Below are 14772 nucleotides of genomic sequence, written 5' to 3' on the forward strand. Positions count from 1 at the left end.
CGCTTGGCCATCATGCCAAGCGTCCGCCGCATCGGGATCGTCCGCGTCGTCACGGGAGTCGCCTTGGCCTGCGCGCTCCTACTGTCCGGTTGCGGCGGCGACGAATCCGGTTCGGCCGCCACCACGACGAGGAAACCGGCTCGGCCGACCACCACCGCACAGCAGACCGGTGACCGCAAGCCCGCCGCAGCCACCGTCGTGGCGCATGACATGAAATTCTCCCCCGCCGAGGTCACCGTCGCGGTCGGCGACACGGTCACCTGGAAATTCGACGATAAGGTCCCGCACACCGTGCAGGGCATCGGCGACAAGGCCATGGGCATCAACAGCCCGATCTTCGACAAAGGCGAGTGGAGCTACACCTTCACCGCGCCGGGCACCTACCGCTATCTCTGCTCGCTGCACCCGGAGATGCGCGGCTCGGTCACCGTGCAGTAAAGGACCCTTCGGGCTTACCGGGGGCATTCCACCGGCGAAGCGCTCCGGACGACGCCTCGGCGAGGTCCAGCCGAGAAACCGCGAAAACCTCCGACGAAGCATCCCGGAGAAAAGCCCGGACCTCGACTCCGCACTCATTGATCGCCGAGCCGTCCCGCACTCACACCGGACGGTAGTCGCGGTGCCGTGCGCCGTGGGTGTTCAGTGCTTCGACCGCGGCCACGAGCGGAGCGAGTTCGGGATCGGCGGCCGCCTGCCCGAGTGCTCCGGCCAGGGCGGCGTCATGCGTGGGCCGCGCCTGTTCCAGCAGGTCCAAGCCCGCCGGGGTGACATCGGTGTAGATGCCGCGACGGTCGTCGGGGCAGAGGTAACGCTGGAGCAGGCCGCGATCTTCCAGCCGGGAAACCAGTCGGGTGGTCGCGCTCTGGCTCAGCACCACGGCCTCGGCCACCTGGTTCATCCGCAGGTGCCCGCCCGGCCCGTCGTGCTGGCGGCTCAGCACGACCAGCAGGGAGTACTCGCGAACGCTCAGGTCGTGGCCGGATTGCAGGGCCCGCTCGATGTGCGCCTCGATCCGGTCGTGCAGCAGCGAGAGTGCGTACCAACCATCGGCGAGGCCGGTCAAGGCGGCATCCGCGGTCATCGGCGTTCCTTCGGCGTCGGGGTTCGTGTCTCCAGGATAGCCAGGGATCACAATAGCCCGCGCTTGCAATTAAAGAGCGTATACAATTATTGTTGACGCCTGTAATAGTTTGAAGCAAACGTCACGTGGAGGCTTCGTTCATGCCCCTCGCACTCCTCGCCCTGACCCTCGGGGCATTCGGAATCGGGACGACGGAATTCGTCGTCGTCGGACTGCTACCAGACATCGCGAGCAGCTACTCGGTGTCCATCCCCACCGCGGGCCTGCTGGTCACCGGCTACGCGCTCGGCGTCGTGGCGGGTGCGCCGCTGATGACCGGGCTGGGTACCCGGCTGTCGCGCAAACGGATGCTGCTCGGCATGCTGACGCTGCTCGTCGTCGGCAACCTCCTGTCCGCCGCGGCACCGACCTTCGCGCTGATGCTGGCCGGACGGATCGTCGCGTCGCTGGCCCATGGCGCGTTCTTCGGGATCGGAGCGGTCGTCGCCGGAACCCTGGTCAGCGCCGATCGGCGCGCCGGTGCGATCGCGATCATGTTCACCGGGCTCACCGTCGCCACGGTGGTCGGCGTACCGCTGGGAACGCTGCTCGGCCAGCACTTCGGCTGGCGGCTGACCTTCGTGTTCGTCGCACTGGTCGGGTTGATCGGCCTACTCGGCGTCGCGGCGCTGGTCCCGGAACAGCCCGCCGCGGCGAACGCCGCGCTGCGCACCGAACTGGCGGTGTTCCGCAACCACCAGGTGCTGCTGGCGATGGCGATGACGGTGCTCGGCTTCGGCGGGGTCTTCGCCGCGATCACCTATCTCGCGCCGATGATGACCGAGGTCACCGGCTATGCGGAGAGTTCGGTCACCTGGCTGCTGGTGCTCTTCGGCCTCGGCTTCTTCGCGGGCAATCTGATCGGCGGCAAGTTCGCCGACCGCCATCTGATGCCGATGCTGTATCTCACACTCGGCGGGCTCGCGCTCGTTCTCGCGCTGTTCACCGTCACCGCGCACGACAAGACAGCCGCCGCCGTCACGGTGGTGTTGATCGGCGCACTGGGCTTCGCGACCGTGCCGCCGTTGCAGAAGCGCGTCCTCGACCAGGCCGCGGGCGCACCGACCCTCGCGTCGGCGGTGAACATCGGCGCGTTCAACCTCGGCAACGCGGTGTCGGCCTGGCTCGGTGGCGTGGTGATCGCCGCAGGCTACGGCTACACCGCACCCAACTGGGTCGGCGTCGGTCTGGTGCTGGTGGCGCTACTGCTCGCGATCCTGTCCGGGCAGCTCGAGCGTCGCGGGACACCCACCGTCCCGGCGGAGCCCCTGGCTACCGTGCCGGCATAGCCGCCGGTCGTCCCGGCGGAACAGCGGCCGCGCACTGCGAAGTGCGCGGCCGCCGAACTATTCCACGGTGACGGATTTGGCCAGGTTGCGCGGCTTGTCGACGTCGTAGCCGCGCGCCTGCGCCACCTCGGCGGCGAAGATCTGCAACGGGACCGTCGACAACAGCGGCTGGAACAGCGTCGGTGCGCTCGGGATCTCGATGAGGTCGTCGGCGAACGGACGCACCGTGTCGTCGCCCTCCTCCGCGATCACGATGGTGCGCGCGCCGCGAGCCTGGATCTCCCGGATGTTGCTCAGCAGCTTCGAGTGCAATACCGCGCGCCCCTTCGGCGACGGCATCACCACGATCACCGGAAGGCCGTCCTCGATCAGGGCGATCGGACCATGCTTGAGCTCACCCGCCGCGAACCCCTCGGCGTGCATGTAGGCCAGTTCCTTGAGCTTGAGCGCGCCCTCCAAGGCCACCGGGTAACCGACGTGCCTGCCCAGGAACAACACGGTCGGCACCTGCGCCAGCTCCCGCGCGATGGCCCGCACCTGCGGCGCGGTCTCGAGCACGCGCTCCACCAGCTTCGGCATCGCCTCGAGTTCGGTGAATTCGCGGGCCACCTCGTCCGGGTACTTGGTGCCGCGCGCCTGCGCCAAGGCGAGCCCGACCAGGTAATTCGCCGTCACCTGGGCCAGGAACGCCTTGGTGGATGCGACGCCGATCTCCGGCCCGGCCCTGGTGTAGAGCACCGCGTCGGACTCGCGAGGGATCTGCGCGCCGTTGGTGTTGCAGATCGCGAGGACGCGCGCCTTCTGTTCCTTCGCGTGCCGCACCGCCTCCAGCGTGTCGGCGGTCTCGCCGGACTGGGAGATCGCCACCACCAGCGTGGAGCGGTCCAGCACCGGATCGCGGTAGCGGAACTCGCTGGCCAGCTCCACCTCGACGGGCAGCCGCGTCCAGTGCTCGATGGCGTACTTCGCCAGCAGGCCGGAGTGATAGGCGCTGCCGCACGCCACGACGAAAACCTTGTCGAAATCGCGCAGTTCCTGGTCGGCGAGGCGCTGCTCGTCCAGCACGATCCGGCCCGCGCCGTCGTGGTCGGTGCTGAAATGCCCCATCAAGGTGTCCGCGACCGCGGCGGGCTGCTCCTCGATCTCCTTGAGCATGAAGTAGTCGTGGCCGCCCTTCTCGGCGGCGGCCAGGTCCCAGTCGATCGTGAACGGGCGGGTGCGCGAGCTCGCGTCCTCGCCGGCGAAGTCGGTGACCCGGTAGCTGTCCAGGGTGATCACCACGGCTTGGTCCTGACCGAGCTCGACCGCCTCGCGGGTGTGCTCGATGAACGCCGTGACATCCGAGGCGATGAACATCTCGCCCTTGCCCACGCCCACCACCAGCGGGGTGGAGCGGCGCGCCGCCACGATCGTGTCCGGATGGTCGGCATGCGTGAAGACCAGCGTGAACGCGCCCTCCAGACGGCGCAGGACGGACAGCGCGCTGGCCGCGAAGTCGCCTGCGGTCGGGCCATGGGCGTACGCGCGGGCCACCAGGTGCACCGCGACCTCGGTGTCGGTGTCGCTGTTCAGCTCGACCCCGGCGTCCTCCAGTTCGCGACGCAGCGGGGCGAAGTTCTCGATGATGCCGTTGTGTACGACGGCGACCTTGCCGGTGTGGTCCCGATGCGGGTGTGCGTTGCGGTCGGTCGGCGCGCCGTGCGTGGCCCAGCGGGTGTGCCCGATGCCCGTGGTGCCCACGAAGCGATCGATCCCGGTTTCGGCGAGCTGGGCCTCCAGATTGGCCAGGCGGCCCGCCTTGCGTTCCACCGCCAGCGTGCCCGCGCCATCCAGGATCGCCACACCCGCGGAGTCGTATCCGCGATATTCCATGCGGCGCAACGCGTCAACGACGACGCCGAGCGCGTCTCGGTACCCGACGTACCCCACGATTCCGCACATGGCTCACCACACTACTTATCGGATAACGTTCACGTCGTGTCGGCGTCTGTGAAATCGCTATTGAGCACCCTGACCAGCCGGGGACCACACCGCGTGTTGCGTGGCAATCTGGCCATCGCCGGCCAGCCGGGGGTGGTGTTCACGCCCGAGACCGGGCGGAACCTACCTGCCGTCGCGTTCGGACATGGCTGGTTGACCGGGGCGAACCACTACCGCATGCTGCTCGAACACCTCGCTTCCTGGGGAATAGTGGCCGCCGCGCCCGACACCGAGCGCGGACCGATTCCGTCACATCTGGGGTTGGCCGCCGATTTGCTCACCACGCTCGACATCTGCACCGGTGTGCGGCTCGGGGACGGCGAGATCAGCGTGCATCCGGAGCGCCTGGCTCTGGCCGGGCACGGCATGGGAGCGGGCGCCGCGGTCATCGCCGCAGGCCGCCGCGACGTCGCCACGGTCGCGGCGTTGTTCCCCGCGCCGACGGCGCCAGCCGCCGAAGCCGTCGCCCCGGAGCTGGACGTTCCGGCGTTGATCCTGGCCGGCGCGACCGACATCACCTCGGTCAGCTCGAACGCCATCCCACTGGCCACCGCCTGGGGCGGCACGGCGACCTTGCGCGCCATCGACAAGGCCTCGCACAACGGCATCATCGAGGGGCGGCGCGTCCTCGCCGCCGTGGGTGCGGGCAAGCACGAATCGAAGACCTCCCGCACCACGCGCGCCCTGCTGGCCGGTTACCTGCTCGCCACGCTGGCGGGCGACAAGACCTATCGCGCCTTCGCTGATCCCGACGCGGTCATCCCGCACACCACCGTCGTCGACCCCGCGGCGCCGCAGGAGAAGGAGCCGCCGAAGCTGAAGGTCGGCCAGCTCGCCGCGCTGCTGCGGCGGTAGCCGACCGACCGGCCCGCGGAGCGTCGGTCAGATCAGCCAGCTCTTGCGTTGGTAGAACTTGGCCTCCTCGTCCTCTTCATCGACCGGCGTCACCGTGTGATTGGCCCGGCGGGCGGCCATCGACCGTGCGATGGCCGCGCGCTGCTCTTGTGCTTCCTCTTGCAGTCGCTGCCGCTCCTCCGCCTCGGCGGCGGCCTTGTCCAGGTCGGCGGCGTGCGTCACCCAGAACTCGTCCATCTCGGCGGTCAGCCGGTCGGCGATTTCCCGGCCGGTCGCCGCGGTCTGCTCGTTGATCGCCTGGATCTCGTCGAGCAACAGCGACATGCGGCGCTGGTTCTCGGCGGCGAGTTGCCTCGCTTCCTCGGCGTAGTCGACCATGCTGCGCCTCCTCGCTCATGCGGTGTGCGACCTCGTCCCGGACGGGCTCACAGTGGACCCGCCTCGGCGAACCCCGCGTCCAGCGGCCCGGCTTCGGCGAGTTCCGCGCCACTGTCCACTGGAACGTCCGGTTCCCGCTCGCCCTGCTCCGGTATCGGCTTCGGGTAGTGCTCGCCGTCCTCTTCGCGCCGGGTGCGCGGCAAGGTTCCGCTCGGCAGCCCGGGCCGATCGTCCTCGGTGTCCGGTTCCGAACCTGGAGCGGGCGTTTTCTCTTCTTCCTGAGGTTCCGGTGCCGGAGACTCCTCGTTCCGAGACTCCGGCATAAGAGGCTCAGGCGCCGGGGGCTGCGCGTTGTCGGCGTCCGGCTCGATCGTCGAGATGACCGGTATGCCGTGCTCGTTCAGCTCGACGGTGAACTCCTGCTCCGCACCGGTGGGATCGGAGAGGACGAGTTTCAACCGGCCGTCCGGCCCCCTCTCGAACTGCACATGCTTACCGCCGATATCGAATTCCGCCTCAGCGCGCGGCTTTCGGTCCCGACCTTCGTCGTCCCGGTCGTCGGCTTCGGCCTTCTGCGGATCGATGCTGTGCATGAGCTTTTCGATCGCGTCGTCGACTCCGCTTTTGATGATTCCGCTCAACGCGGACACGCCCTGCTCCACCGCTTGACCGAGGCCGGTTGCCAGCGGCGCGAATTCCCGCGCCACTTGGCTGAGCGCGGCAAGTCCGTCCAGTGCGGGCATCCTGGGCGCGGGGGCGGTCGGGATACTTGGTGTGGTCGGAATACTCGGCGTGGACGGGGTACTCGGCGTGGACGGGGTACTCGGCGTGGACGGGTTGTCCGGCGTGGTCGGTGTGGTCGACGCGGGGACTGTGCTCGGTGTCGTGCTCGCCGGGACCGTGGCGGCGGGCAGGCCTGGCGGGCCGGGAGCACTGGTCACCTCGGGTTTGTCCTGGTCGACCGGTGTCCCCGGTTGTGGTTCCGACGGACCTTCCGGGCGCGGGTAGCCATGCTCGGCCACCTGCGTCAGCGCATCGGCCAGGTTCTTGTACTGGTCTTTGAACAGTCGATCGACCTCGGTACAGACGTCGATATAGGACGACAGTTTGCGGTCGAAGTCCGGCTTGAACGTCTTGGTCAGCCACTCATCAGTGACGCTGCGCACTCGGTCGCCGTACGCGCCGGTGAGCATGTTCTCGCTGTCGGAGTTGATGAAGCCGAGCACGCTTGTGTTGATCTTGTCCTCCGGCACGGCGAGTGCGGGGAAGATGCGGCCCAGCTCGCGGACTTGGTCGGCGTCGATCCATTCCCGCGCGTTGTGCACGTCGACGATGACCTTCACCTCCGCCGGGGTCTTACCGTCGATCTCGACGACCTTCCTGCCGCCCACCGGTCCCGCGAGCAACTCTCGGGTGGCGAACGCCTTCGCGGCCACCGCCGACCGCAGCGAACCCGCCATATCGGCGATCACGGTGACGGCGGTCCTGACGTGCTGCCGGTCCTCGTCGGCCAGGACCGACTGTTTGCCGAGCATGTCGAGCGCGGCGGCGGCCGCCGTACCCTGCCACAGGCCGGGCAGCCGACGGGTGTAGCCCTGCTGCGCGTCCCATTGCCGATCCACTTCCGACAGTGCGGCTTTCAGCGCCTCGCCCGTCTGCTCCAGTCTGTCCAACCGGGTGCCGCGCTGCTCGTCGTACATCGCCAGCAGCTTGCCGACGCCGACGCGTCTCTCGTTGTCGCCGAACGCCGCCTCGTACAGCGGCGTGAACTCGATCCAGTACTGCAACCCCGCGCTGCCCTCGTCCAAGAGGGTGTCGATCGCCTTGCCCTGCCAAGAAACCGTCATGATTCCGACTCCTCGAATGTCTGGCGTCGCCGGTGCGAGCACGGGTCATTCGGCGGTCTCATGTCTTGTTCGTCTCGGAAGCGCGCTGCTGGTCGGTTTCGGCGTAGGCCACCACGGCGGCCCCGAGCGCGTCGGCGGTCGCGGTGGTGGCCTCACTCCAGTTCCGCAGCCATGCACCGACCCGTTCGAGGCCCTGATGCACCGCGATCCCCTGCGGCGCGTAATTCCGGCCCGCCTCGTCACCGCTGCCGAACAGGTGATCGGCGACTCCCTTCGCCTGGTCGCGGACGACGTCCGCCGATCTGCGATAGTCGCTGCCGAGCGCACCGAGCTCCCCCGTCCGCACACCGACCATTTCCGACCCGCCCATGACTCCCCTCCGTCCTCGTAGTGTCGTTGCGCCGACGCGAATCGCGTTCGCGCCGAATGCCGCCCTACTTCCTTCGACGCAACACGCCGACACTCGGTTCCCTCGAATTTCGCCCCCCGCGGATTCGGTCAGCTTCCGATTCTGCCTCGGTCGGTGCGGACCCATTCGGAGGTGCCGTCGGGGTGGCGCTGGAATTCCCATGCGGCGTAGTCGCCGTCCTTCTCCACCACGGTGACGTGGTCGGCGAAGCCGTCGTGGTCGTAGTCGGTCCAGACCTGCATCGCGTCGTCGCCCGTGGTGGTGATGGTGTCGAGCGAGCCGTCGCCGTCGATGCCCTGCGTCGGGTGGTGCAATTCGATCGCGCCCAGGCCGTCGAGCGACGAAGACGCGTCGATACCGGGTATATCCAGGCCTGGGAATTCGCTCGAGGTGATCATGACCCCTCCTCAGCAGGACTCGTACCGGTGGTGCGATGCCGCTCGAGCGGCATCGTTCCATCCTGTCACCCGCGCGGGCTCGACGCAGCCCCGCGAGTTCACTTCTTCGGCATCAACAGCCACAGCACCAAGTAGATGACGAACTGCGGGCCGGGCAGCAGGCACGACACCACGAACAGCAGACGGACGACGTTGGCGTTCCAGCCGAGATACTCGGCGATGCCACCGCAGACGCCTGCGATCCACTTGTCGTGGGTGGAGCGGGTGAAACGGCGGGTGGGGGCGGCGGTCATTGGTCTTCCCTCTCGTGCGGTGATCGCTACGTCCTCCACTGTGCCCGTCGTCGCGGGCCCCGCCATCGGCCCGGCGGCCGATACCGACCCTGATTTCTCCCGGGGTCGCCCTCAGGGTCCGACCCCGAGCACGGCAGACTCGTGCTGGTGAGCACCACTCTGCATGCCCGCGGCCTGTCGGCCGGTCACGGCGAGCGCACGCTGTTCGCCGACTTGGATCTGACCCTCGCGCCGGGCGACGTGATCGGACTGGTCGGTGTGAACGGCGCGGGCAAGTCGACGCTGCTGCGCATGCTCGCCGACCGGCACGCACCGACGGGCAGCATCACGCTCAGTCCCCCGGACGCGACAGTCGGTTATCTGGCCCAGGAGGCACAACGGGTCGAAGGCGAGACCGTCTTCGAATTCCTCGGCCGCCGAACGGGAGTCACCGAGGCGCAGCGAGTGATGGACGCCGCGGCCGAGCGCCTCGCCGACGGCGGGCCGGACGAGTACTCCCCCGCGCTGGAACGCTGGCTCGCCCTCGGTGGGGCCGATCTGGACCAGCGCGCCCACGAGGTCGCCGCGGATCTCGGCCTCGCGGACAGTCTGCCCAGCGGCCTGGACACACCCATGACCGGTTTGTCCGGCGGTCAGGCCGCGCGGGCCGGGCTGGCCTCGGTCCTGCTGTCCCGCTTCGACATCCTGCTGCTGGACGAGCCGACCAACGACCTGGACCTGGACGGCCTGGCCCGGCTGGAACAGTTCGTCGCCGGTGTGCGGGTCCCGTTGATGGTGATCAGCCACGACCGGGAGTTCCTGGCGCGCACGGTGAACCGCGTCGTGGAGCTGGATCTCGCGCAGCAACAGGTCGGGTCGTACGACGGCGGCTACGAGTCGTACCTGATGGAGCGCGAGATCGCCCGGCAGCACGCGCGCGAGGCGTACGAGGACTACTCCGACACCAAGGCGGGCTTGGAGGCCCGCGCGCAGATGCAGCGCAACTGGCTCGAACACGGTGTCCGCACCGCCCGCCGCAAGGCGCGTGATCCCAGGAAGGTGGACTCGGACAAGGCGGGCCGCAAGATGCGGGCCGAATCCACCGAGAAGCAGGCCGCCAAGGCCAGGCAGACGCAGCGCCGCATCGAACGGCTCGAGGTGGTGGAAGAACCCCGCAAAGAATGGGAACTGCGCATGAGCATCGCCGCGGCCCCGCGCAGCGGCTCGGTGGTGGCGACCCTGTCCCAGGCGGCCGTCACCCGTGGCGACTTCACGCTCGGCCCGATCACCACCCAGGTCGACTGGGCCGACCGCATCGTGCTGACCGGGGCGAACGGCTCCGGGAAGTCGACGCTGCTCGCCCTGTTGCTGGGACAGCTCCAGCCCGACACCGGGACGGCGAGCCTGGGCTCCGGCGTCGAGGTCGGCGAGGTCGACCAAGCGCGCGGCCTGTTCCGCGGGACCGCGGCCCTGGCCGCCACTTTCGGCGGCGAACTGCCGGACTGGCCGGAGGCCGAAGTGCGCACGCTACTGGCGAAATTCGGCCTGCGTGGCCCACACGTGCTGCGGCCGTGCGACACGCTGTCCCCCGGCGAACGCACCCGCGCCGCCCTCGCGCTGCTGCAAGCCCGGGGCGTGAATCTGCTCGTGCTCGACGAGCCGACCAATCACTTGGACCTCCCCGCCATCGAACAACTGGAGCAGGCCGTCGAGTCCTTCACCGGCACACTCCTGCTCGTCACTCACGACCGCCGCATGCTCGACACCGTCCGCGCGACCCGCCGCTGGCACATGAACGCGGGCGTACTCACCGAAACCCACTGACCTACGGCCGCGGCACGACCTCAACCCTCTATACCCCTGCGACCCGCTTCGCCAGATCGTCCGCCAGCTGGCGCGCCTGCGCCGGGTCGGTGGCCTCCACCATCACCCGCACCAATTCCTCCGTGCCGCTGGGTCGAAGCAGCACGCGCCCGGAGTCGCCGAGTATCCGCTCCGCCTCCAGCACGGCTTCGCGGATCTCGGGTGCGCGCGCGACCACGGATTTGTCGTTGACCGGCACGTTCACCAGAATCTGCGGCACGGTGCTCAGCACGCTCGCCAAGTCGGCCAGGCTGCGCCGGGACTGCGCCATCCGCGCCATCAAGCGCAGGCCGGTGAGAATGCCGTCGCCGGTGGTGCCGTGTCGCGGGAACACCACATGCCCCGACTGCTCGCCGCCCAGCGTGAAGCCGCCGCGCCGCAACTCCTCGAGCACATAACGGTCGCCGACGGCGGTGGTGCGCACGGTGATTCCGGCCGTCCGCATCGCGATGTGCAGGCCGAGGTTGCTCATCACGGTGGCGACCAAAGTGTCTTCGGCCAGCTCGCCCGCCTCGTGCATGGCGAGGGCCAGGATCGCGAGGATCGCGTCCCCGTCCACCACATTGCCGTAGGCGTCCACGGCCAGGCAGCGGTCGGCGTCGCCGTCGTGCGCGAGACCGAGGTCGGCGCCGTGCTCCACCACCGCGGCCCGTACCTGCTCGAGATGGGTCGAGCCGCAGCCGTCGTTGATGTTCAGCCCGTCCGGCTCGGCGTTGATGGCGATCACCGTCGCACCGGCCTCACGGTAGGCGGCGGGTCCGACTTCCGCGGCGGCGCCGTGCGCGCAGTCGACCACGACGGTCAGCCCGGATAGGTCCTGGCCCGTCGCCTCCACAAGATGTTCCACATAGCGTTCGTGGGTGCCCGCGAGGCTGTATTGATCCGGGACGGCCGGCCCGTGATCGCGCGCGCCCGCCGCGCTGCGGACCCGGCCGATGCCCGCGCCGGTCGGCCGGAACTGCGTCTCCGCGGCCATGAGCGCCTCGATCCGGTCCTCGATCGCGTCGTCGAGTTTGTGCCCGCCCGCGGCGAAGATCTTGATCCCGTTGTCGGGCATCGGGTTGTGCGAGGCGGAGATCATCACGCCCAGACAGGCGTCGTACAAACCGGTGAGGTAGGCCACGGCCGGTGTCGGCAGCACCCCCACCGACAGCACGTCCACTCCCGCCGCGGTCAGCCCCGCGGTCACCGCGGCCTCGAGCATCTCCCCGCTGGCCCGCGGGTCGCGCCCGACCACCGCGAGCGCGCGCTTCTTGCCCCGGCTCAGGATCTGCGCGGCCGCGCCGGAAACGCGCAACGCCAGCTCCGGACTCAGTGACTCGTTGGCAAGCCCGCGGACTCCGTCGGTGCCGAACAACCGTCCCATACCTCGCCCCTCATTGGTGATCTGTGGCGTGGGCGCGCCGGCCCGGGAGGCACCGGCCCGTGCACCACGAAGGCCCCGCTAACGCCGCATCTTCATACAGCGCGAGAGCAGGCGACCAGCTGTTCGCTGGAGCCTGCTCTCGTACAGCTGCCGCGTCGACCGTACCGCGTCCGGCACCGAGAGGGTGCCGGATGCGGTGGGCCGACGTTGCCGAATCAGCGCTTCGAGTACTGCGGCGCCTTGCGCGCCTTCTTCAGACCGTACTTCTTGCGCTCGGTGGCGCGCGGGTCACGGGTCAGGAAGCCGGCCCGCTTGAGGGCGGGACGATCCTCCGGGGTGACCTCGATCAGCGCACGGGCGATGGCCAGCCGCAGAGCGCCTGCCTGGCCGGACGGTCCGCCGCCGACCAGGCGGGCGTGCACGTCGAAGGACTCGGTGCGCTCGACGGTCACCAGCGGCGACTTGACCAGCTGCTGGTGCACCTTGTTCGGGAAGTAGTCCTCGATGGTGCGGCCGTTGAGCACGAAGTTGCCGGAGCCGGGCAGCAGGCGCACGCGCACGACGGCCTCCTTGCGGCGGCCGACGGTCTGCACCGGGCGGTCGATCACGATCGGAGCGTAGGACGCCGAGGCCTCGGAGTCCTCGTAGCCCGCACCGTCCTCGACAGCCTCGGCGGCGTCGAATTCCTCGACGTATTCCTCGTTGAATTCCTCGGGAGCGGTCACTGGGCCACCTGCTTGATCTCGAACGGAATGGGCTGCTGGGCGGCGTGCGGGTGCGTCGGGCCCGCGTACACCTTCAGCTTGCCCGCGATCGCGTTGCCGAGCTTGTTCTTCGGGATCATGCCCTTGACGGCCTTCTCCACGAGCCGATCGGGGCGGCTCTCCAACACCTGACCGACGGTCCGCGACTTGAGGCCGCCCGGGTGCCCGGAGTGGTGGTGGATCAGCTTGTCCTGCCGCTTGTTGCCGCTGATGGCGACCTTGTCGGCGTTGATGATGATGACGAAATCGCCACCATCGACGTTCGGGGCGTAGGTCGGCTTCGTCTTGCCACGCAGCAGATTCGCTGCCTGGACGGCGAGACGGCCGAGCACTACGTCAGTGGCGTCGATGACGTACCACTTACGGGTCACGTCACCCGCCTTGGGGCTGTACGTAGGCACAGTGCTTCCCTGTCTGTCGTCGGTGTTGCCAGCCGAGCGTGCGGTCGAGGTGTTCCCGGCGGCCGGTGGAGACCCGGGACTCGGTGGACATCCGGACGATCACCAGGAGTCGGCCGGACGTTCCACACGCCAGCGAGCAACGATACCAGTGGGGTATCGCGGGAAGAAATCGCGTCAGATCTCGATCGGCGGGCCCAGGTCGATGGCGCCCGGCGGGCCGGGGACCAGATAGCGCAGAGTATCGACATCGGGCCGTCCGCACTCGGCGGCCCGTTCCCGCGCTTCCCGCTGGTTGCCCCGTGCGGCGGTGACCCCTGGTTTGGGCTGGATGATCGCATCGGGCGCGGTCGGACAGCCGACCGGCTCGCCATCGACCCCTTCCTCCGCGACGACCGATGCCGTGTCGAGGACGACCGGCTGCGCGGTCAGCTCCACGCCATGATTCCCGGAGGGAAGCGCGACCACGGCCAGCGCCACCGCCCCGACGACGGTGTTGGCCCCGAACAAGTTGCCCTTCATCTTGTTCCACAGCTTGCCCTTGGGGTGCCGGTCCTCGTCGTCGGAGTCGGCGCCCGAGTCCTGCCATGGCCCCTGGCGCTGCTGACCGGGGTACGACTCCGGCCCGCCCGGATAGGGCGGACGCGGGTCGAGGGGCGGCACCGGCCCACCGGGCGGACGACCGCCGTCTTGCTGCTCGTCCGGCGCGCTCGGCGGCCGGGTGAAGCGGCTACCCAGCTCGGCGAGATTCGGCGGCAGGCCACGCGGCACTTCGTCGCGACCGATCCTGGTCGTCGCCTCTTCGGGTCGGGTCGGGTATCCCGGGCCGTACTGCACACCGGGCACCGGCCGCGCCGACCGCTGACCCGCGTCCGCCTGCTGCGGGGGGTACTGCGCGTCCACCGGGCGCTGCGGAGCGGGCGCGGGTTCGGTGTACCTGCCCGCGGGCTCCGGCTCGTCCGCCTCCGGATCGCTCACCAGCAGGTGCGCCGCGCCGAGGACGAGGGCGTGCATCGGATGATCGGCCACGTGCAGGCGGTGTCCGAGATGGTTCTGGAAGGCCAGGCGCAACGCGTCGTTGAAGCGCACGTTGCCCGACAGCAGGACCGTCGAGGTGTCCGCGCCGATCGAACGGGCCGCCGCCATGACCTCGATCACGACGTCGTCCGCCGACCTGGCGTCACGCATGGCCTCCGCGTCCACCGGAACGTCGACCGACTCGGTGGGCTGCTCGTCGTCGCCGTGCACCGCGACCACCAGCATGCCGCGGCCGTCGGAGTACACACCCGTCGCGCCGACGCCGTTCGGCCTGGACCGGTCCGGCGGGTGCACCAGTCCGAGGGCGCGGACGTAGCCGGACAGCGCGACGCTCTCCGGCAGCGGTTCCACGACGACATCGAGCTGTTCCACCATCGAGGCGTAGACATCGATCTTCTCGTCCGGCCAGCTGTCCGGGTAGGGCAAGGCCACCAGATCCGGTTTGCCGCGCAAGTGCTTGCCGATCTCGGCGAGCGGGTTGTACAGGCGCGCGCGGAACACCAATTCCGCGGGCCATGTCGCGCCAGCGACCACGATCTGCGGATGCCCGAGGATGTCGCGCACGTCGGCGATCGCCATCCCGAGATCGGGTCTGTTGCGCTCCACGCCTGCCGTGTGCAACCGGCCCGACGAATCCGCCAGCAGATAGGCCGGCGGCGTCCACATGCCCTCCACCTGCACGGGGCGGATGGGAACGCCACCGCCACCGGCCGCCACGGACACCACATCCCAGCCGAGATGCACTGCCCCTACTCGCACCGTCACAGGCATAAGTGTGCCCGGTTCGCGGCCGAG

15 protein-coding genes are annotated in these 14772 nt (G+C 69.2%); 4 read left to right on the top strand and 11 right to left on the bottom strand.

Going from position 1 to position 14772, the window contains the following annotated elements:
* Positions 1–12 precede the first annotated feature (12 nt).
* Positions 13–438 carry a cupredoxin family copper-binding protein gene (locus tag ABZ824_RS20275; RefSeq protein ID WP_355076281.1) on the top strand — a complete coding sequence of 142 codons (426 nt, stop codon included), beginning with the start codon at positions 13–15 and terminating at the stop codon, positions 436–438.
* 160 nt (positions 439–598) lie between these two features.
* Here the strand turns inward: ABZ824_RS20275 and ABZ824_RS20280 are convergent, their stop codons facing one another.
* Positions 599–1081 carry a MarR family transcriptional regulator gene (locus ABZ824_RS20280; RefSeq protein ID WP_356964719.1) on the bottom strand — a complete coding sequence of 161 codons (483 nt, stop codon included), beginning with the start codon at positions 1079–1081 and terminating at the stop codon, positions 599–601.
* A gap of 140 nt (positions 1082–1221) precedes the next feature.
* On the opposite strand from ABZ824_RS20280, the gene ABZ824_RS20285 reads away from it, so the two are divergent.
* Positions 1222–2409, top strand: coding sequence for an MFS transporter (locus ABZ824_RS20285; protein WP_356964720.1), 1188 nt, complete (start codon positions 1222–1224; stop codon positions 2407–2409).
* 57 nt (positions 2410–2466) lie between these two features.
* Here ABZ824_RS20285 and glmS read toward each other — a convergent pair whose 3' ends face one another.
* Positions 2467–4350 carry a glutamine--fructose-6-phosphate transaminase (isomerizing) gene (glmS, locus tag ABZ824_RS20290; RefSeq protein WP_356964722.1) on the bottom strand — a complete coding sequence of 628 codons (1884 nt, stop codon included), beginning with the start codon at positions 4348–4350 and terminating at the stop codon, positions 2467–2469.
* 36 nt (positions 4351–4386) lie between these two features.
* Between glmS and ABZ824_RS20295 the strand changes: the two genes are divergently transcribed.
* Positions 4387–5244: a hypothetical protein gene (locus ABZ824_RS20295; protein WP_356964723.1), complete on the top strand. Its 858-nt coding sequence runs from the start codon at positions 4387–4389 to the stop codon at positions 5242–5244.
* A gap of 27 nt (positions 5245–5271) precedes the next feature.
* Here the strand turns inward: ABZ824_RS20295 and ABZ824_RS20300 are convergent, their stop codons facing one another.
* The 5 genes from ABZ824_RS20300 to ABZ824_RS20320 form a co-directional block, all read right to left on the bottom strand.
* The gene (locus ABZ824_RS20300; protein WP_355076272.1) at positions 5272–5622 is read right to left on the bottom strand and encodes a hypothetical protein; all 351 of its coding nucleotides are present in this window, start codon (positions 5620–5622) and stop codon (positions 5272–5274) included.
* Positions 5623–5669: 47 nt separating this feature from the next.
* Complete coding sequence (locus ABZ824_RS20305) at positions 5670–7469, bottom strand: hypothetical protein (protein ID WP_356964725.1); 1800 nt, start codon at positions 7467–7469, stop codon at positions 5670–5672.
* A gap of 58 nt (positions 7470–7527) precedes the next feature.
* Positions 7528–7839, bottom strand: coding sequence for a hypothetical protein (locus tag ABZ824_RS20310; RefSeq protein WP_355076269.1), 312 nt, complete (start codon positions 7837–7839; stop codon positions 7528–7530).
* Between the two features lie 128 nt (positions 7840–7967).
* Positions 7968–8276 (bottom strand): DUF6802 family protein, encoded by a 309-nt coding sequence (locus tag ABZ824_RS20315; protein WP_356964726.1) that lies wholly within the window; start codon positions 8274–8276, stop codon positions 7968–7970.
* Between the two features lie 98 nt (positions 8277–8374).
* Positions 8375–8569, bottom strand: a complete 195-nt coding sequence (locus ABZ824_RS20320; RefSeq protein ID WP_356964727.1) for a PspC domain-containing protein — start codon at positions 8567–8569, stop codon at positions 8375–8377.
* Between the two features lie 147 nt (positions 8570–8716).
* Between ABZ824_RS20320 and ABZ824_RS20325 the strand changes: the two genes are divergently transcribed.
* Complete coding sequence (locus tag ABZ824_RS20325) at positions 8717–10372, top strand: ABC-F family ATP-binding cassette domain-containing protein (protein WP_356964728.1); 1656 nt, start codon at positions 8717–8719, stop codon at positions 10370–10372.
* 28 nt (positions 10373–10400) lie between these two features.
* On the opposite strand, the gene glmM is transcribed toward ABZ824_RS20325, so the two are convergent.
* From glmM to ABZ824_RS20345, 4 genes are all read right to left on the bottom strand, one after another.
* Positions 10401–11777 (bottom strand): phosphoglucosamine mutase, encoded by a 1377-nt coding sequence (gene glmM / locus ABZ824_RS20330; protein ID WP_356964729.1) that lies wholly within the window; start codon positions 11775–11777, stop codon positions 10401–10403.
* Positions 11778–11992: 215 nt separating this feature from the next.
* A complete protein-coding gene (rpsI, locus tag ABZ824_RS20335; protein ID WP_195080437.1) occupies positions 11993–12502 on the bottom strand; it encodes a 30S ribosomal protein S9 in 510 nt (169 codons plus the stop codon).
* On the bottom strand, positions 12499–12942 hold the full coding sequence (gene rplM / locus ABZ824_RS20340) for a 50S ribosomal protein L13 (RefSeq protein WP_067803768.1): 444 nt from the start codon (positions 12940–12942) through the stop codon (positions 12499–12501). Before rplM ends, rpsI begins: the two co-directional genes overlap by 4 nt.
* A gap of 174 nt (positions 12943–13116) precedes the next feature.
* Positions 13117–14748, bottom strand: a complete 1632-nt coding sequence (locus tag ABZ824_RS20345; RefSeq protein WP_356964731.1) for a hypothetical protein — start codon at positions 14746–14748, stop codon at positions 13117–13119.
* Positions 14749–14772 lie beyond the last annotated feature (24 nt).

This window comes from Nocardia sp. NPDC047038 (genome assembly GCF_040644075.1).
GTDB lineage: Bacteria > Actinomycetota > Actinomycetes > Mycobacteriales > Mycobacteriaceae > Nocardia > Nocardia sichangensis.